General features: G+C 33.7%; 23 protein-coding genes. 15 read left to right on the top strand and 8 right to left on the bottom strand.

Annotated elements, in window-relative coordinates; all coding sequences use genetic code 11:
• The first annotated feature begins 30 nt into the window (after positions 1-30).
• The 9 genes from GB234_RS08030 to GB234_RS07990 all read left to right on the top strand — a co-directional run bounded on the left by GB234_RS08030 (position 31) and on the right by GB234_RS07990 (position 9,078).
• Entirely contained in the window at positions 31-1,464 is a 1,434-nt protein-coding gene (locus GB234_RS08030; protein ID WP_151894032.1) for a CotH kinase family protein, read from the top strand.
• Positions 1,465-1,664: 200 nt separating this feature from the next.
• A complete protein-coding gene (locus GB234_RS08025; RefSeq protein ID WP_151894031.1) occupies positions 1,665-2,789 on the top strand; it encodes a PQQ-dependent sugar dehydrogenase in 1,125 nt (374 codons plus the stop codon).
• Positions 2,790-2,882: 93 nt separating this feature from the next.
• Positions 2,883-3,332: a c-type cytochrome gene (locus tag GB234_RS08020; protein WP_151894030.1), complete on the top strand. Its 450-nt coding sequence runs from the start codon at positions 2,883-2,885 to the stop codon at positions 3,330-3,332.
• A gap of 56 nt (positions 3,333-3,388) precedes the next feature.
• Positions 3,389-3,994, top strand: coding sequence for a uridine kinase (gene udk, locus GB234_RS08015; protein WP_151894029.1), 606 nt, complete (start codon positions 3,389-3,391; stop codon positions 3,992-3,994).
• A 1-nt stretch (position 3,995) separates the two neighbouring features.
• Positions 3,996-4,319, top strand: coding sequence for an FtsB family cell division protein (locus GB234_RS08010; RefSeq protein WP_151894028.1), 324 nt, complete (start codon positions 3,996-3,998; stop codon positions 4,317-4,319).
• A gap of 98 nt (positions 4,320-4,417) precedes the next feature.
• On the top strand, positions 4,418-5,791 hold the full coding sequence (locus tag GB234_RS08005; RefSeq protein WP_151894027.1) for a methylmalonyl-CoA mutase subunit beta: 1,374 nt from the start codon (positions 4,418-4,420) through the stop codon (positions 5,789-5,791).
• Positions 5,778-6,431 (top strand): hypothetical protein, encoded by a 654-nt coding sequence (locus GB234_RS08000; protein ID WP_151894026.1) that lies wholly within the window; start codon positions 5,778-5,780, stop codon positions 6,429-6,431. The genes GB234_RS08005 and GB234_RS08000 overlap by 14 nt, the downstream gene beginning before the upstream one ends.
• On the top strand, positions 6,431-8,542 hold the full coding sequence (scpA, locus tag GB234_RS07995; protein ID WP_151894025.1) for a methylmalonyl-CoA mutase: 2,112 nt from the start codon (positions 6,431-6,433) through the stop codon (positions 8,540-8,542). Before GB234_RS08000 ends, scpA begins: the two co-directional genes overlap by 1 nt.
• Positions 8,542-9,078 carry a GNAT family N-acetyltransferase gene (locus tag GB234_RS07990; protein ID WP_151894024.1) on the top strand — a complete coding sequence of 179 codons (537 nt, stop codon included), beginning with the start codon at positions 8,542-8,544 and terminating at the stop codon, positions 9,076-9,078. The genes scpA and GB234_RS07990 overlap by 1 nt, the downstream gene beginning before the upstream one ends.
• Positions 9,079-9,089: 11 nt before the next feature.
• Here the strand turns inward: GB234_RS07990 and GB234_RS07985 are convergent, their stop codons facing one another.
• Positions 9,090-10,034, bottom strand: coding sequence for a T9SS type A sorting domain-containing protein (locus GB234_RS07985; RefSeq protein ID WP_151894023.1), 945 nt, complete (start codon positions 10,032-10,034; stop codon positions 9,090-9,092).
• A gap of 341 nt (positions 10,035-10,375) precedes the next feature.
• On the opposite strand from GB234_RS07985, the gene GB234_RS07980 reads away from it, so the two are divergent.
• The 6 genes from GB234_RS07980 to GB234_RS07955 all read left to right on the top strand — a co-directional run bounded on the left by GB234_RS07980 (position 10,376) and on the right by GB234_RS07955 (position 15,719).
• A complete protein-coding gene (locus tag GB234_RS07980) occupies positions 10,376-11,140 on the top strand; it encodes a ParA family protein (protein ID WP_151894022.1) in 765 nt (254 codons plus the stop codon).
• Positions 11,141-11,278: 138 nt separating this feature from the next.
• Positions 11,279-12,175, top strand: a complete 897-nt coding sequence (locus tag GB234_RS07975; RefSeq protein WP_151894021.1) for a ParB/RepB/Spo0J family partition protein — start codon at positions 11,279-11,281, stop codon at positions 12,173-12,175.
• Positions 12,165-12,749: a DUF5683 domain-containing protein gene (locus GB234_RS07970; protein WP_151894020.1), complete on the top strand. Its 585-nt coding sequence runs from the start codon at positions 12,165-12,167 to the stop codon at positions 12,747-12,749. Before GB234_RS07975 ends, GB234_RS07970 begins: the two co-directional genes overlap by 11 nt.
• Positions 12,749-13,447 carry a 4-hydroxy-tetrahydrodipicolinate reductase gene (gene dapB / locus GB234_RS07965; protein WP_151894019.1) on the top strand — a complete coding sequence of 233 codons (699 nt, stop codon included), beginning with the start codon at positions 12,749-12,751 and terminating at the stop codon, positions 13,445-13,447. Before GB234_RS07970 ends, dapB begins: the two co-directional genes overlap by 1 nt.
• A gap of 67 nt (positions 13,448-13,514) precedes the next feature.
• Complete coding sequence (gene lepB / locus GB234_RS07960) at positions 13,515-15,092, top strand: signal peptidase I (protein WP_151894018.1); 1,578 nt, start codon at positions 13,515-13,517, stop codon at positions 15,090-15,092.
• Positions 15,093-15,719, top strand: a complete 627-nt coding sequence (locus GB234_RS07955; protein ID WP_235906084.1) for a WbqC family protein — start codon at positions 15,093-15,095, stop codon at positions 15,717-15,719. It begins immediately after the preceding gene.
• Positions 15,720-15,726: 7 nt separating this feature from the next.
• On the opposite strand, the gene GB234_RS07950 is transcribed toward GB234_RS07955, so the two are convergent.
• From GB234_RS07950 to GB234_RS07920, 7 genes are all read right to left on the bottom strand, one after another.
• A complete protein-coding gene (locus GB234_RS07950) occupies positions 15,727-16,755 on the bottom strand; it encodes an endonuclease/exonuclease/phosphatase family protein (RefSeq protein ID WP_151894017.1) in 1,029 nt (342 codons plus the stop codon).
• A gap of 9 nt (positions 16,756-16,764) precedes the next feature.
• Positions 16,765-17,637, bottom strand: a complete 873-nt coding sequence (locus tag GB234_RS07945; protein WP_151894016.1) for a rhomboid family intramembrane serine protease — start codon at positions 17,635-17,637, stop codon at positions 16,765-16,767.
• A gap of 2 nt (positions 17,638-17,639) precedes the next feature.
• Complete coding sequence (locus GB234_RS07940; protein WP_151894015.1) at positions 17,640-18,389, bottom strand: rhomboid family intramembrane serine protease; 750 nt, start codon at positions 18,387-18,389, stop codon at positions 17,640-17,642.
• Complete coding sequence (mutL, locus tag GB234_RS07935; protein ID WP_151894014.1) at positions 18,390-20,243, bottom strand: DNA mismatch repair endonuclease MutL; 1,854 nt, start codon at positions 20,241-20,243, stop codon at positions 18,390-18,392.
• Entirely contained in the window at positions 20,243-20,593 is a 351-nt protein-coding gene (locus GB234_RS07930) for a hypothetical protein (protein ID WP_235906082.1), read from the bottom strand. The genes mutL and GB234_RS07930 overlap by 1 nt, the downstream gene beginning before the upstream one ends.
• A gap of 260 nt (positions 20,594-20,853) precedes the next feature.
• The gene (gene ribH / locus GB234_RS07925) at positions 20,854-21,351 is read right to left on the bottom strand and encodes a 6,7-dimethyl-8-ribityllumazine synthase (protein ID WP_151894013.1); all 498 of its coding nucleotides are present in this window, start codon (positions 21,349-21,351) and stop codon (positions 20,854-20,856) included.
• Positions 21,352-21,354: 3 nt separating this feature from the next.
• Entirely contained in the window at positions 21,355-22,134 is a 780-nt protein-coding gene (locus GB234_RS07920) for a tetratricopeptide repeat protein (RefSeq protein WP_151894012.1), read from the bottom strand.
• Positions 22,135-22,168 lie beyond the last annotated feature (34 nt).

Raw genomic sequence — 22,168 nt, 5'->3', positions numbered from 1 at the left:
TATCTTTGGTTTAAACTACTAGCACAAACTATGAAACAACCAATCTTTATATTTTTAATTACAATTATCATGGTTCAATGCACAGCAGTGAGTCAAATAGATATTAATACTTCAGAAAATAAGTTTATCGCAGTTGATACAGAAAATCGAATTATACTATGGAATATTAATGATCCACAGTTCACCAAACGAAAAATTTCAAAACTAAATATTGATAATCAAATATTCAGCTTTGAAAATGTGCAGAAAATTTCAGAAGAAAAAACAGCTATTCTCTTAAAAGATTCTATAAGATATACTCTCTACCCTACCTCCTTACCTCTCATTCAAATCAACGCAAATCAACCTATAGCAGATGAGCCTAAGACAATGGCACGTTTTAAATATGCAGATAAGGATACTACATTTACTGCCAATATAGGAATTGAACTTAGAGGAAATCTTGCATTAACATATCCTAAAAAGTCGTACGATATGGAGTTTCGCGAGAATGCTACAAGTGAGGAATCAATTGATGTACAATTTGGAAACATGCGTAAAGATGATGACTGGATTTTAATAGGATTGTATAACCAACCTTTAAAATTTAGGTCTTACATAACTACAAAACTATGGCTAGATATTTATACACCTGCCTACATTGAAGAAGAACCTAAAGCAAAAAGTGCTGCAGATGTTGAATTTGTAGAAGTTTTTGAAGCAGGTCAATACAAAGGCCTTTATTTACTGGGAGAGCAAGTGGATAGAAAGCAATTAGCTTTAAAAAAAATGAAAGAAAATGAAGTGCGTGGTGAGTTATTTTCTTCAAAAAGTTACGAAGATGCGACTAAGTTTTTAGCTGCTCCCCCATTTAAAAATCATTTACCACGATGGTCTGGTTTTGATATGGAGTATCCTTATGAAAATTATGAGTCCTATTTTGACAATCTACATGATTTTGTTTCTTTTGTAGCAACTGCAGATGAGGCTAGTTTTACTTCTGAAATTTCAAACAAAATAGATATTGATAATACTGTTGAGTATTTTTTATATGTCAATATCATAAGAGCAACAGATAATCTGGGGAAAAATTATTTTTTCGGAAAATACAACACTGACACTCCTTATTTCTTCGTGCCTTGGGATACTGATGGCACGTTAGGAACGGTAATAGATGGTCGCCGAAGCGATATCACATATGATATTTTAAAGAATAATTTATTTGAAAGATTACTTAATACAAATGCAGGCGATTTTAAAAACAAATTGAAAATACGTTGGGCAGAGTTAAGAGAAAATCAATATTCTGAAAAGGCATTAATTAAATCAACGGAATCTTTATACACATCGTTTAATGAAACCCATGTTTATAAAAGAGAACAAGACTTATGGGGAAACGTAGGAGGTCAAGAAGATTTAGATTATACCGAGCAATGGTTAAAAAATAGGATTATTTACTTGGATAAATACTTTAATAGACTATAAATTAAAACCAATATGTTAAATATTCCGTACATTTTACAAGTCAGAGACCCAAAATGCCCCCGCATTATTGGATAGACTTAATATAATGAGTCCCTTTCAGTTATTTGAAAGGGATTTTTAATGACCAAAACCTTAATATTGAGTTAAGAAAAGGTTTGAAGCTTATATGTTTTGTATTTTTAAATTGAAATATAAATACTATGAAAACATATCTATCAATAGTTTCACTTTTAATTTTATTCGCTTCTTGTCAAGCTCCAAAAAAGAAAAATGATATTGCTCTTAATTCACCCGTTACAAGAGGTTATAAAACTCAAAAAGTAGTTGATAATCTTAGTAACCCTTGGGGAATGACTTGGCTTCCAGATGGTGCAATGCTAATTACCGAGAAAAGTGGCGAACTTATTCATTTTAAAAACGGAACTAAAACGGAAGTTAAAAATGTGCCCGAAGTTTACAACCGTGGACAAGGTGGTCTTTTAGATATTAAATTACACCCTAATTACAAACAAAATGGCTGGATATATATAACACATGCATCCACAGATGGTGACGGTAATGGTGGACATACAAAGTTGATTCGTTGTAAGTTGAGTGATGAATTAGTATTAACTGATATTGAAACACTTTATAAGGCTACTCCAAACACTACAAAAGGGCAACATTTTGGTTCTCGTATTGAGTTTGATAATGACGGTTTTATTTATTTTTCTATAGGTGAGCGTGGCGAAAGAGATGTTAACCCACAAGATAAAACTAGGGATGGCGGAAAAATCTATAGACTTAATGATGATGGAAGTATCCCTAAAGATAATCCGTTTGTCAATGAAACTGGAGTAAAAAAAGCTATTTACACCTTCGGAAATAGAAATCCCCAAGGTATGGATTTACACCCTACAACTGGAAAAATTTGGATACACGAACACGGTCCAAAGGGCGGAGATGAAGTAAATATTGTTAAAAAAGGAGCAAACTATGGCTGGCCAGTAATTAGCTATGGTGTAAACTATAGTGGTTCAAAATTCACAGAGAAAACTAGCCAAGAAGGTATGGAACAACCTATTTATTATTGGGTTCCCTCAATTGCACCTTGCGGAATGACTTTTGTAACTGGCGATGTATATCCAGATTGGAAAGGTGATTTACTTGTAGGTTCACTAAAATTTAATTACGTTGAACTTTTAGAATTAGAAGGAGATAAAGTAACTGGAAGAAAAAAAATAGCCGAAGACATTGGTAGAGTTAGAAATGTAGAACAAGCACCAGACGGTTATATTTATATTGCAGTTGAGGGTGACGGTATCTATAAAGTTATCCCAGAATAATTAAACAGTAATTTTTTCTTCTAAAAAAAAAATTGTCTAAGGACTTCTTTAATTTCAATTATAAAAATAGTTCCAACAAAACAACAACAAATAATGAAAACAATTCTTTCTATTTTTTTAGTTTCAATAGCATTATTTTCTTGTAATCAGAAAACTACAAAAGACAAAGGACAACTCACCATTGGGCAAAATAAAGACATAATGCAAACACCCCTTGAGCAGAGTATAACTCGAGGAAAGGAAGTGTATGATGATTTTTGCAAACAATGCCATAGACCTAAAGGTAAAGGTATAGGTAAAAGCTATCCACCTTTAGCTGGCTCAAACTGGCTAACTGAAAAACGTACCGAAAGTATCCACGCCATAAAATATGGTCTTAAAGGAGAAATTGAAGTCAACGGAAAAACATATAATAATATCATGGCACCTCTGGGTCTCAGTAACAAAGAAGTCGCAGATGTAATGAATTATACAATGAATACTTGGGGAAACACACAAGATAAAATAGTTACTGAAGAAGAAGTAGAAGCTGTTGAAAAGTAATAGGACAAACACTACGAGCGCCTAACAAAATCTGTATTTTTGTAAAAAACGAGACTATGCTTATTATTGGTATTGCGGGTGGTACAGGCTGCGGAAAAACAACCGTCGTACAACAAATTATTGAACAACTTCCTGTTGATGAAGTATGTGTTATTAGTCAAGATTCCTATTATAAGGAAACAAGTCATTTAACATATAACCAGCGTATCGCAATAAATTTTGACCACCCTAATTCAATAGATTTTGAGTTACTACACCAACATTTAAAATTATTAAGAAATGGTAAGTCATTTGAGCAGCCTGTTTATTCATTTGTAGAGCATAATCGTACTAAAGAAACCGTTACTACACACCCTAAAAAAGTAGTTATTGTAGAAGGTATTTTAATATTAACCCATCCCGAAATAAGGGATATGTTTGATATTAAAGTATATGTACACGCGGATAGTGACGAGCGTTTAATTAGAAGATTAAAAAGAGATATCGCAGAAAGAGGTAGAGATATTGATGAAGTTTTAACTAGGTACCAAACTACATTAAAACCTATGCATCAACAATTTATTGAGCCAACAAAAGAGTTTGCAGATATTATAATCCCAACCAATAAATACAATACTGTTGCCGTTGATTTAATAAGAACTATCATCGCAGATAGATTATAAAATGAGTTTAAAAAAAATCAAGGAAAATAAATGGTTTAAATGGATGAGCAATAAATACATGCTCATACTTTTACTGTTTTTTATTTGGATGTTTTTCTTTGATGCTAATAATTGGTTTTTTCACAAAGAATTAAATGATGACATCAATGCACTAGAAGAAAATGCAGAATTTTATCAAGCCGAAATTAAACACGACAAAGCATTTATAGAAAAAATGAAAGATAGTACTGAGATGGAAAAATTTGCTCGTGAAAAATATTATTTAAAAAGAGAAAACGAAGACATATATATAATCGAGCATGAAGACAGTTTGAAAAAAAAATAATATTTTACTAGATAACTTTGTCACACTGTGCATAATTAACTGCCACATTAGTAAGGACATTTAAATTATAATTTAATTTTCAACCCAATAATAAATATATGAAATCTCCACTATTTTCAGATTTTGAACCTGTTTCTGCAAAAGCGTGGAAGCAAAAAATACAGGTAGACTTAAAAGGTGCAGATTACAACGACACCCTCGTTTGGCAAAGTCTTGAAGGTATTAATGTTACGCCTACATATCATAAAGATGATGCTATTGAAAACATTTCTATCCCTGGCAATCCATCACAATGGAACATCGCTCAAAAAGTATTTATTGATGATGTAGCAATATCAAATACACTTGCCATTGATGCTATAAATCGCGGTGCAGAAGCAATCATTTTTACTTCAGAAAAAAGATTTTCTATTGCTGAAATTTTTAAAAATTTTAACTTCGGAAACGTAACAATCTATTTTAATTTCAAGTTTTTAGACGAAGCTTTTATTATTGAATTGAACGAATTTCTTTCTGAAAAAAAATCCGTTTTTTATTTCAATATTGACCCAATAGGGAAACTTACCGAAGAAGGTAATTGGTTTCAAAATGAGAAAACAGACATGGCCTCTTTAAATAGGTTGGTCAAAAAACTACCCGCTCAAAATATTATTTCGGTTGACATGCGAGTGTTTCAAAATGCTGGAGCAACTATGGTGCAACAATTAGCCTATGGATTATGTCAAGCACATGAATATTTAAGTACTATAAATTCTATTTCCGAAGTAAAAAGTGAACTTGTTTTTAATATTTCCGTAGGGAGTAATTACTTTTTTGAAATTGCAAAAATTAGAGCGCTTCGTCATTTATATGCTACGCTCGCTGCAGAATATGAAGCAATACAAACTTGTCATATTGTAGCACAACCAAGCATGCGTAACAAAACTATTTATGATTATAACAGCAATATGTTACGTACCACAACAGAATGTATGAGTGCTGTTTTAGGTGGTGCAAATACTGTTTGTAATTTACCATATGATGCATTATACCATAAAAGTAATGAATTTGGCGAACGTATTTCTCGCAATCAATTACTCGTTTTAAAAGCAGAAAGCTATTTTGACACTGTTGCAAATCCAGCAGATGGTGCTTATTATATTGAAAGTTTGACGAAAGAAATTTCAGAAAAAGCACTAGTATTATTTAAAGATATTGAAAAAAACGGTGGACTTTTAAATCAATTACTGGCTGGGACAATTCAGAAAAAAATAAAGGACAGCGCTTTAAAAGAGCAACAACTTTTTGACCAAGGTAAAATTGTACTTCTAGGGACAAATAAACATCCTAATTTAAATGACAGCATGAAGGATAATTTAGAGTTGTATCCATTCACAAAAATAAAACCACGTAAAACATTAATATCCCCAATTACCCCGAAAAGATTAGCCGAGGTTAATGAAAAAAACAGACTTGAAAATGAGACTATTTAAAACATCCCCACAAAATTTATTAAAAATTACCGCAGTATTAATAATGTGTGTATGCACTTTTGCAACAACCATTTCTTGCGATGAAAAGAAAAAAGAAGCAACAACAATTTCCTTAGATGGAACTTACGAATTTTTAGAGGATAATGGTGTAAAAGTATTTATCCCTAATGGTTTTGAAAGAATATCACTAGCAACATTTACCTCCTTTGCTAAGGAGAATAAGAAAAATAAACAAGCTCAATATACGCTGCGTTATATAAATGAATTGAAGCAGAAAAAAGGTAATGTTTACATTTTTTTAAATAAAGAAACAGGTGCTACAGTTATCACTAATACTATGGAGTTTATGTCTTTCAACAAGGAAGATGCCCAGCAATTACTTGGTATGATGACTATGAACAATGACCGTGTGGCTGAAGATACAAAACTAGAATACAAAAAAATGACTGCAAAGTATAACCACATGGAAGGGCACGATATTTTTAAGAGCGTGTACCAAGTGGATGACACATCAAGGAAAGGAAAGTCATGGTATAACAATTCATACATTATGACTGCAAATGGAAAAACGATCTATATACAATTGGCTTCGGAAACGGATATCAATTACGACCCTTTTGTTTTAAAGACTAAGATGTAATGGCTAAAAAAAACGTACAAAATCTTTCTTTAAATTCATTTGCAAAATCATCGCAAATTGAGCCAAAAGAATCTGGAGTAAAAAAATATTCTGCAAAGGATATCAAAGGGTTAGAGCATCTTAATTTTGTTGCAGGAATTGCACCTAATTTAAGAGGGCCTTATTCTACAATGTACGTTCGTAGACCTTGGACCATAAGGCAATACGCAGGTTTCTCAACTGCAGAGGAGAGTAATGCATTTTACCGTCGCAATCTTGCTGCGGGGCAAAAAGGACTTTCTGTAGCCTTTGACTTAGCGACGCACAGAGGGTATGACAGTGACCATGAACGTGTGACGGGCGATGTGGGAAAAGCTGGAGTTGCCATAGATAGTGTTGAGGATATGAAAATTTTGTTTGATCAAATTCCGTTAGACAAAATGAGTGTATCAATGACTATGAATGGTGCCGTCTTACCCATCTTAGCCTTTTATATTGTTGCCGCTGAAGAACAAGGCGTTTCTCCAGAAGCATTAGCAGGAACTATCCAAAACGATATATTAAAAGAGTTTATGGTGCGTAATACGTACATCTATCCTCCTACACCATCAATGAAAATCATTAGTGATATTTTTAAATATACATCGGCAAACATGCCTAAGTTTAATTCTATTTCTATTTCTGGGTATCATATGCAAGAAGCAGGTGCTACTTGCGAAATAGAACTAGCGTACACCCTCGCAGACGGATTAGAATACATTAGAAAAGGTCTAGAAGCAGGCATGGATATTGACAGCTTTGCTCCTCGCCTATCATTCTTTTGGGCAATTGGGATGGATCATTTTAAAGAAATTGCTAAAATGCGCGCAGCCAGAATGTTGTGGGCGAAATTGGTAAAACAATTCAATCCTAAAAATCAAAAGTCGCTTGCATTACGTACACATTGTCAAACAAGTGGTTGGAGTTTAACAGCACAAGACCCTTTTAATAATGTTGCAAGAACGTGTATTGAAGCATCGGCTGCAGCCTTTGGAGGAACACAATCGTTACATACAAATGCACTTGATGAAGCTATTGCATTACCCACAGATTTTTCAGCAAGAATAGCTCGTAATACACAGATTTATCTTCAAGAAGAAACGCAGATTACAAAAACAGTAGACCCATGGGCGGGAAGTTATTATGTAGAAAGCTTAACAGATGAGATTGCTCACAAAGCATGGGAACTTATTGAAGAAGTAGAAGAACTTGGCGGAATGACAAAAGCAATTGAAGCTGGAATCCCTAAACTTCGTATTGAAGAAGCTGCTGCTAGAAAGCAAGCACGTATTGACAGCTCACAAGATATTATCGTGGGAGTAAATAAATATAAACTTGAAAAAGAAGATCCACTTCAAATACTAGACGTGGATAATGAAATGGTGCGAAACGCTCAAATAACGAGACTTGAATCCATTAAAAAAAGTAGAAATGCTGGTCACGTTTCCGAAGCCTTAGAAAAAATTAAACAAGCAGCTAAGACAGGTGGAGATAATTTGTTAGCTTTAGCTATTGAAGCTGCCCGAGCACGAGCAACACTTGGCGAAATTAGTGATGCGCTCGAAGCTGTTTTTGGCAGATATAAAGCACAAATTAAATCATTTAGTGGCGTGTATAGTAAAGAAATTAAACAAGACCCATCCTTTGCAAAAGCAAGAGAAAAGGCAGATGAATTTGCCGAACTTGAAGGTCGAAGACCTCGAATTATGATTGCAAAAATGGGGCAAGATGGTCATGACCGTGGCGCAAAAGTAGTAGCAACAGGGTATGCAGATGTGGGCTTTGATGTTGACATAGGACCGCTTTTTCAAACACCAAAAGAAGCTGCACAACAAGCAATTGAGAATGATGTTCATATACTTGGCGTTTCCTCATTAGCAGCAGGACATAAAACACTCGTTCCCCAAGTTATTGCAGAGATGAAAAAATTGGGCCGTGAAGATATTATGGTCATCGTGGGTGGTGTAATTCCGCCACAGGATTATCAATTTCTCTTTGATGCTGGTGCAGTTGCCGTTTATGGACCTGGAACGAGAATTAGTGACGCGGCGATTGAGTTATTGCAAATTTTGATTGATTCGGTTGCAGATTAATGAATTATTTTATTCAAACCGAAAGATTAGGTCTTCGTAATTGGGAAGAAAGTGATATTATCCCTTTTGCCAAAATGTGTGCTGATAAAATTGTAATGGAACATTTTCCGGCCGTCTTATCATTAAAAGAAACCACAGATTTAATCACTCGATTTAAGAAACATTTACAAGACTACGGCTACACCTATTACGCCGTTGAAACATTAAACACTCATGAATTTATAGGTTTTACAGGCATTGCTATGCAAACATGGGAAAGTGATTTTACACCCGCAGTCGATATTGGATGGCGATTAAAACAATCTGCTTGGGGAAAAGGCTACGCGACTGAAGCTGCAAAAGCATGCTTAACCTATGCTTCGGAAATTTTAAAACTCGAAGAGATCATTTCTGTTTGTACATTTCATAATATCCCCTCTGAAAATGTAATGCAGAAAATAGGCATGCAATTTGTAAAAGAATTTGAGCATCCAAAATTAATTGAATACCCAAAGCTTAACCCTTGTAAATTATATATTTTTCGGCCTAAAAAATAGGACAAATTAGTTTATTGCTTGATAAATTTTATTGTATTTCGGTCTCCGAAGTTATCGTTTAATGAAATTAAATAAAGTGTTCCTTTTTGCAAAGCCGTAATATTAATGGTGTTATTAATTAATGCCGTTTTACCTATCACCTCTCTCCCATTTAAATCGAAAATTCTCAGATCTAATTCTCGATTGGTTTTATTTTCAACTTGCAAATAAGGATTGTTTTCTGTTTCAAAAACTATCACATTATCTAATTGGTTTTCATCAACAGATAAGGAAGCATCTCTAAGTAATACTGCAAGTTCACCGCCAAAAACGTTATCTTTTTTTAAGATCAACTCATCTGTAGCTGTCCTTGTTATAATACCTAATTGTCCATCCGGTAGCTCATTACATGCTAGTTCGAATAATGAAAAGAGCGTGCTCTCTACATTAAAACACTCATCCCCTTGGTTATTAGCCCCTACATCAAATGAATCAATTCGCCATGTTTGAGCATTTTGAAATTCGCCAGAACCTCCAATGTCATTGGGTCCGGCAAAGGAGATTGAAAATTGATTTCCGCAAGATGTGACATCTACAGTTTCCATAGTTAATAACTGTGCTGCAGCGTCGTATTCAAAAGCAACACGTGTATAAAATTCATTTGAAACCATAACAAATGGACAATCACTAGAACAAGGGTCTATATCAGAGACTTGGTAAAACCCATCTAGATTAAACTCTTTACCATCAACAAAATCTATAATAGAAGATAAAATCTCATTAACTGGAGCGGGGTTATCAAATATAAATCTACCCGAAAGACTTGATCCTATGTCTAAAAAAAGTTCTTTACTATTATAACCTATCGTATAAAATTTCAATAATTCTGGATTAGAGGACGACGGAAATGATTGTTCAAATTGCGATAGTTCATATCCTTCAAAAACATTATTTATTAAAGGATCAGCATGGGTCAACGTAACCGTACCATCCCCATTGTTTGTAACTGTAGGAACATCTGCTTGATTTTAAATTTTATAATGTCATCCAGATATGGACAAATAGTTTGCCCTATTATGAAATTTACAGAACCGCAGATAAGTAATAAAGTAAGTAGTAATTTTTTCATAATTGCAGTTTTTTAGTTTTACTAAAGTTAAAAAAAAAGAACAAACAACAGAACACGTCAATACATTCCTTAAAATTTCAGAAGTTATAAGCACTCAGCCTAAAAAAGGTTGTTCACTTCCTGTTAACAAAAATGGTTTCAAAATCTTTTAAATAGTAGTACTTTTAACCTTTAAATTTAATCACATTAATGGGTAAAATAATTGCTATTGCAAACCAGAAAGGTGGTGTTGGGAAGACAACAACATCAGTCAACTTAGCTGCTTCACTGGGAGTTCTTGAAAAAAAAGTGTTGTTAATCGACGCAGACCCACAGGCAAATGCGACCTCTGGGTTAGGTATTGATGTTGAAGCTGTAACGATAGGAAGCTATCAATTATTAGAGCATAGCGCAACAGCTAAAGAGGCTATCGTTAAAACTAACTCTCCCAATGTTGATATTATTCCTGCTCATATAGACTTAGTTGCTATTGAGATTGAACTTGTAGATAAAGAAAATCGTGAGTACATGCTTAAGCAGGTAATAACTGACCTTAAAAACGACTATGATTATATTATCATTGATTGTGCTCCATCGTTAGGGTTACTTACTCTTAATGCTCTAACTGCTGCAGATGCTGTGATTATTCCTATTCAGTGCGAGTATTTTGCACTTGAAGGTCTTGGTAAATTATTAAACACTATTAAAAGTGTTCAAAAAATACATAACCCAGAGTTAGACATCGAAGGTCTTTTGTTAACTATGTTTGACTCAAGACTGCGTTTGTCAAACCAAGTAGTTGAAGAGGTTAAAAAACATTTTGACGCCATGGTTTTTAAGACAATCATTCAAAGAAATGTACGTTTAAGTGAAGCACCTAGTTATGGTGAAAGCATTATTAGTTATGATGCTAGCAGTAAAGGAGCAAATAATTACTTAAGCCTTGCCGAAGAACTGATTGCTAAGAATAAATAGATTATTCAATTAAAAATATTTCTTTCTTCGGAAATGAGATAAATGAAAAAGATATTCGTCATTACGAATAAATAAAAGAGATACTCGCCTGCGCGATTAATGAACTAAAAGAGATGTCCGCCTGCGCGGATAGTGAACATGGCAAAAGCTACAAAAAAACAAGCATTAGGACGCGGACTTTCAGCATTATTGAAAGACCCAGCTAATGATATACAAACAGCACAAGATAAAAACGCAGATAAGGTTGTTGGAAATATCGTAGAGCTAGACCTAGGCACTATAGAAATGAATCCATTTCAACCGCGTACAAGTTTTAACGAAGAAGCTTTACGTGAGCTTGCTTCATCTATAAAAGAACTTGGTGTTATTCAACCCATTACAGTTAGAAAATTGGGGTTTAATGAATATCAACTTGTTAGTGGAGAACGTCGTTTTCGTGCTTCTGGGTTAATTGGTCTTAAAACAATTCCTGCCTATATAAGGATTGCTAACGACCAAGAATCGTTAGAAATGGCACTTGTTGAAAATATTCAACGAGAAGATCTAGATCCTATTGAAATTGCACTTTCATATCAACGTCTTATTGAAGAGATTGATTTGACGCAAGAAGAAATGAGCGATCGTGTAGGTAAAAACAGATCAACAATTGCAAATTATCTTCGCCTTTTAAAATTAGACCCCATCATTCAAACAGGAATGCGTGACGGTTTTATTTCAATGGGACATGGTCGCGCTTTAATAACAATTGATGACTTAGAAGAACAACTCTCAATTTATGAGCAAATATTAGGCAATAAACTTTCGGTACGAGATACAGAGGCGTTGGTTAGAGGTATTAATAAACCACAACCTAAAGCTAAAACTACAGCTACTATCCCATCATACGCAAAAGATGCAAGTAAAAATCTAGCAGATATTTTAAACAGTAAAGTAAATATCAAAGTAAGTGCTTCTGGTAAAGGTCAATTTGTAGTGCCTTTTAAAAATAAGGAAGATTTTGAACGCATTCTCAAACTAATAAAAGGTGAGAAATAGGTTATTACATATTGTATTTCTGTGCTTTTCTTTAACTCTTTTCGCACAAACTGATTCTATCTCAGTAACTCCTGAGGTAAAAATAGTTGTCAAAGATTCAATTAAAGAAGAATACAATCCACTAGCTCCTCAAAAGGCAGCTTTTTATTCTGCTGTTGTGCCAGGATTGGGGCAAGCCTACAATAAAAAATATTGGAAAATCCCCGTAATATATGCCGGTATGGGTGCAGGAGTTTATTTCTATTTAAGAAATGACAAAGATTACAACCGCTTTAGAGATGCATATAAAAGACGCCTAGCTGGATTTACTGATGATGAATTTTACGGTACTGGCACAACACCATCAATTTCAAACGAACGTCTTATCGACGCACAAGAAACTGCTAGGAGAAATAAAGATGTAAGCATAATTGTATCACTTGCTTTTTATCTCATTAATATTGTTGATGCTAATGTTGACGCGCATTTACGTCAATATGATGTGAACGATGATATTTCGGTAACACCTAATTTAGACTACGACCCTGTATTTAACCAGACCAATTATGGGTTGTCATTTCGCTACAAATTATAATGAAAATTGCACTTTTAGGATACGGAAAAATGGGTAAAACTATTGAAAAACTTGCTGTAGAAGCAGGTCATACCATAGTTTATAAAAGTGGCAGTAGTTCGCAAAGCGGAAATTTGAAACTTGCAAATGTTGCTATCGAATTTTCAACTCCCGAAACCGCTATAGCAAATATTACACAATGTTTTGAAAACAATATTCCTGTAGTTTCAGGCACAACCGGTTGGTTATCAAAAAAAGCTGATGTAGAAAAAATATGCAAAGAACGTAACGGAAGTTTTATTTATGCGTCAAACTTTAGCGTAGGTGTAAATCTATTTTTTGAACTTAATAAGCAATTAGCAAAATTGATGAAACCATGGAAGGAATATACAGCTTCTATTGAAGAGATTCATCACATTGAAAAGAAAGATGCACCCAGCGGTACTGCTATCACCCTAGCCGAAGGTATCATTGAAAACCACGATAGTACAAATTGGTCTTTAGACAAAAAAGGTGATGGAGTAATTAATATTTCGGCTAAAAGAGAACCCGAAGTAAAAGGAACGCACACTATTGAATATATGTCACAAATTGACACTATTAGTATTACCCATGAAGCACATACGCGAGACGGGTTTGCAAAAGGAGCCATCATTGCAGCAGAATTTCTTCAAGATAAAAAAGGGATTTTTTCAATGAAAGAAGTGTTAGGAATATAATGATGGGTAAAAAAGGTTAAAATATTTTTGAAGAAAAAATTGTCAGTTTTGACATAAAAAAACAAATATGAGTTGGACAGGATGGTTATTATTGATTTTAATTGTACAGGTAATTCACTTTTTAGGTACTTGGAAATTATACGTAGCGGCAGGTAGAAAAGCTTGGGAAGCAGCAGTACCTGTTTATAATGCGGTGGTTTTAATGAAAATTATTAACCGCCCTTGGTGGTGGACTATTTTGTTATTTGTACCTATTGTTAACTTAATTATGTTTCCTGTAGTATGGGTAGAAACGATTAGAAGTTTTGGGAAGAACTCACCGACGGATACGGCATTAGCAATCTTAACATTGGGGCTTTACATTTATTACATTAATTACACACAAAAACTTAATTATATTGAAGACAGGTCATTAAAACCTAGAACTAGCACGGGCGAATGGGTTAGTTCAATATTATTTGCCGTAGTTGCAGCAACAATAGTACATACGTATGTTATGCAACCATTTACTATTCCTACTTCTTCATTAGAAAAAACACTTTTAGTAGGTGATTTTCTTTTTGTAAGTAAGTTTCATTATGGAGCTAGAACGCCTAATACGCCTATATCATTTCCTATGGTGCATGATACCATTCCTAAGCTTGGGGTTAAGTCATACAGTTCAAAACCACAAATTCCTTATTTTAGAGTACCTGGTTTTCAAGATATTTCTCGTAATGACATTGTAGTCTTTAATTGGCCAGTAGATACACTCGTTGATATCAATCCAGCAAGCATGCGTGGTAGCGTTCAAAAACCAATTGACAAAAAATCAAATTATGTTAAAAGGTGTGTGGGTGTTCCTGGAGACTCTCTTGAAGTTAGAGCAGGTTACGTCTATATAAATGGAGAAAAAAATGTGCTCCCAGATCGTGCTAAACTACAATTTTATTATGGTGTAATTTTTAAAAGGCAAATAAATCAAAATGACATTGACTATTTGAGAGAACGTTATGATATAACAGATATTTCTGCAGACCCTAATCCAAATACCTACATTATGCATATGACAGATGAGGCAATGGAACAGTTTAAAAGTTATAAAGATGTAGCGAAAATAATACCTATTAAAAATGAGAGCACTCAATATAATTCTGGAATTTTTCCACACAGTCCAGATTATGCTTGGAATAATGATTTTTTTGGTCCCATATACATTCCTGAAGCTGGTAAGACTGTAACAATAGATGCGCAAAGTATTCCATTTTATAAACGTATTATTGAAACCTATGAAGGCAGTGAATTGGGTATTGAAAATAAAATTACTCAAAATGGAACACAAGTGTTGTTAAATGGCCAACCTTTGACTGACTATACCTTTAAAATGGATTACTACTGGATGATGGGAGATAACCGTAACAACTCGCAGGATGCACGATCTTGGGGTTATGTACCTTTTAATCACGTAGTAGGAAAACCAGTATTTGTATGGATGAGTTGGGATAGTAATGCTAATGGGCTAATGAATAAGATAAGATGGGAGCGATTGTTTACAACTGTAGGAGGATCTGGAAAACCTGTTTCTTATTTTATATACTTTTTAATTGCTCTTGGAGGTTACTTGGTTTTTAATTATTTCAGAAAGAAGAAAAAGGCAACTAAGTAATTGGAAGCAAAAACAATTTTATTATACCCTACTTATTTACCTTCTATTGCTTCAATGGCTGCAATGGCAAAGGCGGATAGTATTATATTTGAAGTTGCTGATAATTATCAAAAGCAAACCTATCGCAACCGGGCTTATATTGCACATACAAATGGAAAATTACTCTTGACCATTCCTATTAAACACAGTAAAGAATTAAAGCATCAAAGTACCCGTGATGTAAAACCTGAAAATGAATTTCCTTGGCTAGCTGAGCATTGGAAATCTATACAAACCGCTTACCGCACTTCTCCTTTTTTTGAATATTATGAAGATGATTTAGAGCCTTTATTTACAAGAGAGGTTGACAATTTGCTTGATTTTAATTTGAGAATATTAGAAGTACTTATAGAATTAATTGGAATTTCGGGAACAATATTAAAGACAACTGAATATCACAAAAACCCCGATCAATTTGATGCTCGCTATTTAGCTGATTGTAAAAAAGAAAAAGTTTATAATTTTACAACTTATCATCAAGTATTTGAAGATAAAAATGGTTTTTTTAGCAATTTATCTGTACTCGATTTGTTATGTAATGAAGGTTCTAATTCATTAAATTATTTAGAATCCTTAGATGTTTTTTAAATTTTAATTAATTAGAATCCCAACCTACTGTTGCTTTTATAGGGTAATGATCTGAAAAAGTTTCTTCTTTAGTTTTAAACTCTAACACATCAACCATTTCCGAAGTAAAAATATAATCAATTCGCATAGGGTATGAATCAAATTTAAAGGTTGTGCCTAACCCATATCCACTCTCAACATAGGCATCCTTCATTCCTTTTTGCATCTTTCTGTAAATATAAGAAAAAGCAGTATTGTTGAAATCCCCTGCAACCACAACAGGATGTGGTGACTGCTCTTTGTGTTTCAAAATTGCCTCTACTTGCTCTTGTTGTTTTTCAAAAGCAGATGTCATTCTTTTAAATAATTTAGTTTTGTTTTCCTGTTGTAAATAATCAACAGTAGGCTGAACACTCATAGACTTTAAATGCACATTATACAGGCGCAGAGTATCTCCTCCTTTTACAACGTTTGCATAAAGTGTATTATTTAAAGTTTGAGGAAAATCAAAAGCACCCTCATAAACTAATGGATATTTTGAAAAAATGGCATGTCCAAAATGAACTTTATCATTTTTAAAGTGGATATAACGATGAGGATACCCCTCAAGAGTGATTTCGGTTTCCCTATAATATTCTTGAAAACAAATTACGTCTGGATTTTCTTCTGAAATTAGCTTAGTAATAAACTTTTGACTATTGTTATCTTCTTTTTCGTACGCATTAAAAAGCCGCACATTATAAGATAAAACCGAAAGCTTATGTTCATGTTGGCTAGTTTCAGTTTCCGAAGAAAATTTATAAAAAGTATTGAAGCTAAAATATGCCAAGATCAATACTGCTGTTGACAATAAAAAACTTTTTTTAATTGTAACAATCCAATAGATTAAAAACAAACAATTAATGAAGATTAATGGTGAAACAGCGAGACTTAATAAAGATGCATAAGGAAAATTCTTGGGCGGAATATAAGGTAGCACAAGTGACAGGAGTAACAATAACGCAAAAACCGCATTGAGCCTGTACAGTAATTTTCCTATAAAAGTTGTTTTTTTCAATGTAACTTATTACTCATTCCCAGCTTTAAAAAGAAAATCTTTTTCATCTTTTGATAAACTTTCATAACCACTTTTTCCTATTTTATCTAAAATAGCATCAACTTTTAATTGACGTTCTGTTTTATTATTCTTTACAGCGCTATTCTTTAATGTGGTTTTTCTCGTTTTATGAACCTTTTTAAACGGTTTTTCTTTTTTGGGTTTAAACATATTAGAAACACCATCTATCCATTTTTCAAACCAAGAACCAATATCGTTTCCTTTGGCTAGCTGAGTTCCATAAAAATATCCTAATGCTGCGCCTCCTATATGGGCAATCATGCCACCTCTATTTCCAGGAGACATTAATTGTAATACGTCTAGCGCAAACAAAACTGCAGCGATATGCCATAGCTTAATATTAAACGTAAAAATACGCATTTGCATATTTGGCGAGTAACCAGCTATAAAAAAAACTATCGCCCTCACTCCTGCTGAAGCTCCTAACAAATAGCCATATTGACCTTGAAAAATAGGCAATACATTATAGGCAAATACATAAAGCAAACCTCCGCAAAGCGCACCAAGCAGATAGATAGTTAAAAATCGTTTAGGCTGAAATAGATTTAAAATAAAAGGCCCAAAAACATATAGCCATAACATATTAAATAACAAATGCATAAATCCAAAATGAACAAAAGCATATGTTATTAAAGACCAAGGTTGCAAAATTAAATCTCCTAAATCTTCTGGTAATACAAACCAAGATGCAAGCGTTTCTTTTTCAACTCCAAATATTAAAGAGCACAACTGCAAGATTAAAAACACAGCTACGTTGACAACTATAAGCTGGATTACAATACCGCTGGTTTTATATTTATATTTTAATTCGTTTATTGTCATATTTAATCCCAACGCGTATTATTCATACTATTTTTCTTCCAGTAATAGGCCATAATAAACCCAAAAAATGCACCACCTAAATGTGCCCAATTTGCAATATTTTGTCCAAACAAAGAGAATCCTGTAAGTCCAGAAAACAAATCGAGAATAATTAATCCAGGTATAAAATATTTTGCTTTGATAGGGATAGGCAAAAATATTAGCATTAATTCTGCATTTGGATACATTAAACCAAACGCAACTAAAATCCCATATATTGCACCTGAAGCTCCCACTGCTGGTGTATTAAATGATTCATAAACTCCTTGAATAGATTCTATTGAAATTACATCTAAAATACTAGATCTATACGTTCCTGTATTCAATAATTGTGTAATCTCATTTTGAGATAATCCTGCTGACATTAGTACATCCATTCCTTGATGTACCTGAAAGTAAGCAACTAATGAATGTATAAATGCCGCACCAAGCCCTGCTGAAAAGTAAAAGAATAAAAATTTATTTCTTCCCCATTGTGCCTCTAAAGGTGAACCAAACATATACAACCCAAACATATTAAAAAGAATGTGCATAAAGCTATTCTGATCATGCATAAACATATGGGTAATGGGCTGCCAAATTTGAAAATCTGGATGCTCAAAATAGTATAATGAAAATAATTTATAAGCCACATCCCCTAAAAACAGAGAACCTGCATATACTATAACATTTATAATAATTAAAACTTTAACCGTTTCGGTAATTCTTCCCATTTACATAAATTTTTTATCCATATCATTCGCATCTAATGTAACGATGACTGGCTTATTTGAAGGTGAAACACTTGGTTCTTTGCATAAAAATAATTGATTTACTAAGTGCTCTCGTTCTTCTTTATTCAACCTTGTCCCACTCTTAATTGCCATACTTTTAGCCATTGATTTTACAAGCAAATCATTTTGACTAAAACCTGCATCAGGTACTTCATTATCAATATCTGTAATAAGTTGCTCAAGGACTTGGCTAGCTTGACTTTCAATTAGTGCCACGGGAATCCCAGACACATTTACAAAATCTTCTTCAAATGCTGAAAAAACAAATCCCGTATGCTCTAATTGCTCTTGCACTTTCTTCAATACCTCCATATCCAATTTTGAAAAATGTAATTGAAGTGGAAATAATAATTGTTGACTTACTGCTTGTTGTAAGGTAATATTTTTCAAAAGCTCTTCATACAAAATTCGCTGATGTGCTAAATGTTGATGAATAACCATCATCCCGCTTTTTATGGGACTAACAATATATTTATTTTGAAGCTGAAATGTAACCTGTCTCACTTCTGTCGAATCATCTTCAAATAACTTTCCAGTGATTTGCTCACTCTCAAAAGTTATATGCTGATTATCATTAGCATTTGCTGTGTCATCTTCTAGCCCCACATATAAAGACTCCCAAGAAGCTGCATTTTTCTCACGTTTATAAGGGAAGCTAATATTAGCTTGCTTTGGTTTTGATTCCTCTTTAAATGGATTAAATGTTCTATCCACTTCAATTGTGGGTGCAGTAATTTTTTTCTTTGAATAATTATAAGGTGTATCTAAGCTTGACTCACGGTTAAAATCTAGCACTGGCGCAATACTAAATTGCCCTAAGCTATGTTTTACTGTTGACCTAAGCATTGCGTACATAGAATGCTCATCATCAAACTTAATTTCGGTTTTAGTGGGGTGTATGTTTATATCAATTGTTTTAGGGTCAACTGTCAAAAACAAAAAATACCCTGGATGAAAACCACCTTTTAATAATCCTTCAAATGCTGAAACAATGGCATGATTTAAATATGCACTTTTGATAAATCTGTCATTAACAAAGAAAAATTGTTCCCCCCTACTTTTTTTAGCATAGTCTGGTTTGATCACAAAACCTTCTATTTTCAAAATATCGGTTTCTTCTTCAACAGGCACCAATTTCTCGTTCGTTTTATTTCCGAAGATATTCACAATACGTTGTCTCAAATTACTCTCAGGTAAATTGAAAACCGATGCTCCATTATGAGACATTGTAAAAGCAACTTGTGGATGAGCGAGTGCCACACGGTGAAATTCATCTATAATGTGGCGAGTTTCTACAGGATTGCTCTTTAAAAAATTGCGACGTGCTGGTATATTATAAAATAAATTTTTAACTGCGATTGTTGTACCACTTGGCACTACTGCTGGTTCTTGCTCAATAACTTTACTTCCTTCAACACAAATTTTTGTGCCTATTTCAGCATCATGAGTTTTAGTTTTCAATTCTACGTGCGCGATTGCAGCGATAGATGCAAGTGCCTCTCCACGAAATCCTTTAGTATGTAAATTAAATAAATCTTCGGCTATTTTAATCTTTGAAGTGGCATGACGCTCAAAACTAAGACGGGCATCTGTGGTGCTCATCCCCATTCCATTATCTGTTACTTGAATAAGAGTTTTCCCTGCATCTTTTATAAGTAATGTAATTTGAGTCGCTCCTGCGTCAATTGCATTCTCTAGCAATTCTTTGACAACACTTGCTGGGCGTTGCACTACTTCACCCGCTGCAATCTGGTTTGCAACGTGATCTGGTAAAAGTTGGATAATATCTGCCATTAGCTCATTGAGAAAATTGACAAATCAAAATCAATGATAAATAGAAATATAAGTACAAGTACTGCTATAATTGCTATAACAGTAATATTAAATTCTACATTATTTCTATTTCTTACTGATGTACGCGCATTACGCCATTGTCCTGCGTAATCATTATCATTTAAGGTATCTGCGTATGCATCAAAACGAGTTGCATGTTTATGGTCTTCTACCTCTTCTTTTCCTTTGTAATAACGGGGTGTATAATTAAAACGGTTATTCGATTTAAGCTTTTTTATGATTGTGAATTTTGTAGGTCCCATAATCTCTTTCCTTAATGTAAATGTACTAAAAATGGCAGTTTTTACCATTTTAAATGGCTAGGTTATTATTAACAAAGAATGTACCATTAAGAAATAGAGCTTAAGCTTTAAAAAAATAAAAGATTAAAGACAAATTTGTTCCACTTTATGCGTGAGCCTTTTTTTAAAATTTATAGTATATGCTAAAAAAAGATAGAAGGAATTCTTACTTAGTATTAGCATATGTATACTCTATGTAGATTTGAGTGACATCACCTAGCCTTATCTAGTAAGAATAACTGTTGTCAAAAAATATATACTACTTTTTGTTAAAACCTAGCGTCTTTTCTTAACTGTGCCATTTTTATGGCAGCGATTGCGGCCTCAGTTCCTTTGTTACCATGCTTTCCACCACTACGATCAAGAGATTGTTGGCGGTTATTATCAGTCAATACACAAAAAATTACAGGTATATCTCCTTGTACATTTAAGTCTTTAATACCTTGAGCAACACCTTCACACACGTAATCAAAATGTTTAGTCTCACCTTGAATTACATTACCTATTGCAATAATAGCATCTAGCATTTCATAGCTTTCTCCTATTTTTTTACATCCGTAAATTAGTTCAAAACTTCCTGGAACATCCCAACGAACAATATTTTCTTTAATACCGCCGCAATCTAAAATTGCGTCAAATGCACCTTGAAACATACCGTTTGTTATTTCTGGATTCCATTCAGAAACAACAATCCCAAACTTGAAGTCTTTCGCGTTTGGGATTGTCGTCTTATCGTAAACCGATAAATTGTTATTTTGTGTAGCCATGTGCTATTCGTTCATTGCTTCTGCTTGTGCTAAATATGCTTTTGCTTTTGTAGCCTCTGCAGATGCAGCATAATTATCAACAAGATTTTTTAAGTGTTTTTTTGCAACATCACCTTTTCCTAATGCTAGAGCAGTAACTCCTGCTTTTAAAAGAAAACGTGGAGATGTAAACTCATTAGTTTGCATTGTTGCAGCAGTCTCATAATATCCTAATGCTTCATCTTTTTGATTTAACTGTACAAATGCATCTCCTATAGCTCCTTTTGCTAAAGGACCTAACATAGCATCATCACTACTAAAATCACTTAAGTATGAAATTGCATTTTGGTAATCGTTAGTATTCAAATAAGCCATACCTGCATAATAGTTTGCAAGATTTCCAGCTTTTGTTCCACCGTAGTTATCGATAATTTTAAGGAAACCATATTTTCCTTTTCCACCATTTAGCGCAAGATTATAGATTGAATCTTGGCCATTTGTAGCGTTTAATGCAGTGTCAAAATACGTTTGAGCTTGGTACATCTCATTCATACCCTCAGCCTCTTTTGGCTCTTGTACAAAATTAATATATGCCAAATAACCCAATACCGCAACTGCAACGACACCTACAACTATAAGGATAATATTTTGGTTTTTCTCAACCCATTTTTCAGTTCGATTGGCACCTTCGTCTAGTGTATTGAACACCTCAGCCGTAGTACTATCTTGCTCTAGAGCATCTAAATCTGTATTCTCTACTTGCTTACTTTTCGGTTTACCGCCTCGTTTCTTGTACGTTGCCATAGTTTTGGTTTAATGAACGGCAAAAATAAAATTT

The organism is Patiriisocius marinistellae (genome assembly GCF_009014635.1).
Taxonomy (GTDB): Bacteria; Bacteroidota; Bacteroidia; order Flavobacteriales; family Flavobacteriaceae; genus Patiriisocius; species Patiriisocius marinistellae.
This window is presented reverse-complemented; position numbering and strand designations above follow the sequence as displayed.

What these genes read in the sequence shown, in the direction of transcription:
- GB234_RS08030 (WP_151894032.1), top strand. Translation starts at nt 31, where the DNA reads ATGAAACAACCAATCTTTATATTTTTAATTACAATTATCATGGTTCAA.
- GB234_RS08025 (WP_151894031.1), top strand. Translation starts at nt 1,665, where the DNA reads ATGAAAACATATCTATCAATAGTTTCACTTTTAATTTTATTCGCTTCT.
- GB234_RS08020 (WP_151894030.1), top strand. Translation starts at nt 2,883, where the DNA reads ATGAAAACAATTCTTTCTATTTTTTTAGTTTCAATAGCATTATTTTCT.
- udk (WP_151894029.1), top strand. Translation starts at nt 3,389, where the DNA reads ATGCTTATTATTGGTATTGCGGGTGGTACAGGCTGCGGAAAAACAACC.
- GB234_RS08010 (WP_151894028.1), top strand. Translation starts at nt 3,996, where the DNA reads ATGAGTTTAAAAAAAATCAAGGAAAATAAATGGTTTAAATGGATGAGC.
- GB234_RS08005 (WP_151894027.1), top strand. Translation starts at nt 4,418, where the DNA reads ATGAAATCTCCACTATTTTCAGATTTTGAACCTGTTTCTGCAAAAGCG.
- GB234_RS08000 (WP_151894026.1), top strand. Translation starts at nt 5,778, where the DNA reads ATGAGACTATTTAAAACATCCCCACAAAATTTATTAAAAATTACCGCA.
- scpA (WP_151894025.1), top strand. Translation starts at nt 6,431, where the DNA reads ATGGCTAAAAAAAACGTACAAAATCTTTCTTTAAATTCATTTGCAAAA.
- GB234_RS07990 (WP_151894024.1), top strand. Translation starts at nt 8,542, where the DNA reads ATGAATTATTTTATTCAAACCGAAAGATTAGGTCTTCGTAATTGGGAA.
- GB234_RS07980 (WP_151894022.1), top strand. Translation starts at nt 10,376, where the DNA reads ATGGGTAAAATAATTGCTATTGCAAACCAGAAAGGTGGTGTTGGGAAG.
- GB234_RS07975 (WP_151894021.1), top strand. Translation starts at nt 11,279, where the DNA reads ATGGCAAAAGCTACAAAAAAACAAGCATTAGGACGCGGACTTTCAGCA.
- dapB (WP_151894019.1), top strand. Translation starts at nt 12,749, where the DNA reads ATGAAAATTGCACTTTTAGGATACGGAAAAATGGGTAAAACTATTGAA.
- lepB (WP_151894018.1), top strand. Translation starts at nt 13,515, where the DNA reads ATGAGTTGGACAGGATGGTTATTATTGATTTTAATTGTACAGGTAATT.
- GB234_RS07945 (WP_151894016.1), bottom strand. Translation starts at nt 17,637, where the DNA reads ATGACAATAAACGAATTAAAATATAAATATAAAACCAGCGGTATTGTA.
- GB234_RS07940 (WP_151894015.1), bottom strand. Translation starts at nt 18,389, where the DNA reads ATGGGAAGAATTACCGAAACGGTTAAAGTTTTAATTATTATAAATGTT.
- mutL (WP_151894014.1), bottom strand. Translation starts at nt 20,243, where the DNA reads ATGGCAGATATTATCCAACTTTTACCAGATCACGTTGCAAACCAGATT.
- GB234_RS07930 (WP_235906082.1), bottom strand. Translation starts at nt 20,593, where the DNA reads ATGGTAAAAACTGCCATTTTTAGTACATTTACATTAAGGAAAGAGATT.
- ribH (WP_151894013.1), bottom strand. Translation starts at nt 21,351, where the DNA reads ATGGCTACACAAAATAACAATTTATCGGTTTACGATAAGACGACAATC.
- GB234_RS07920 (WP_151894012.1), bottom strand. Translation starts at nt 22,134, where the DNA reads ATGGCAACGTACAAGAAACGAGGCGGTAAACCGAAAAGTAAGCAAGTA.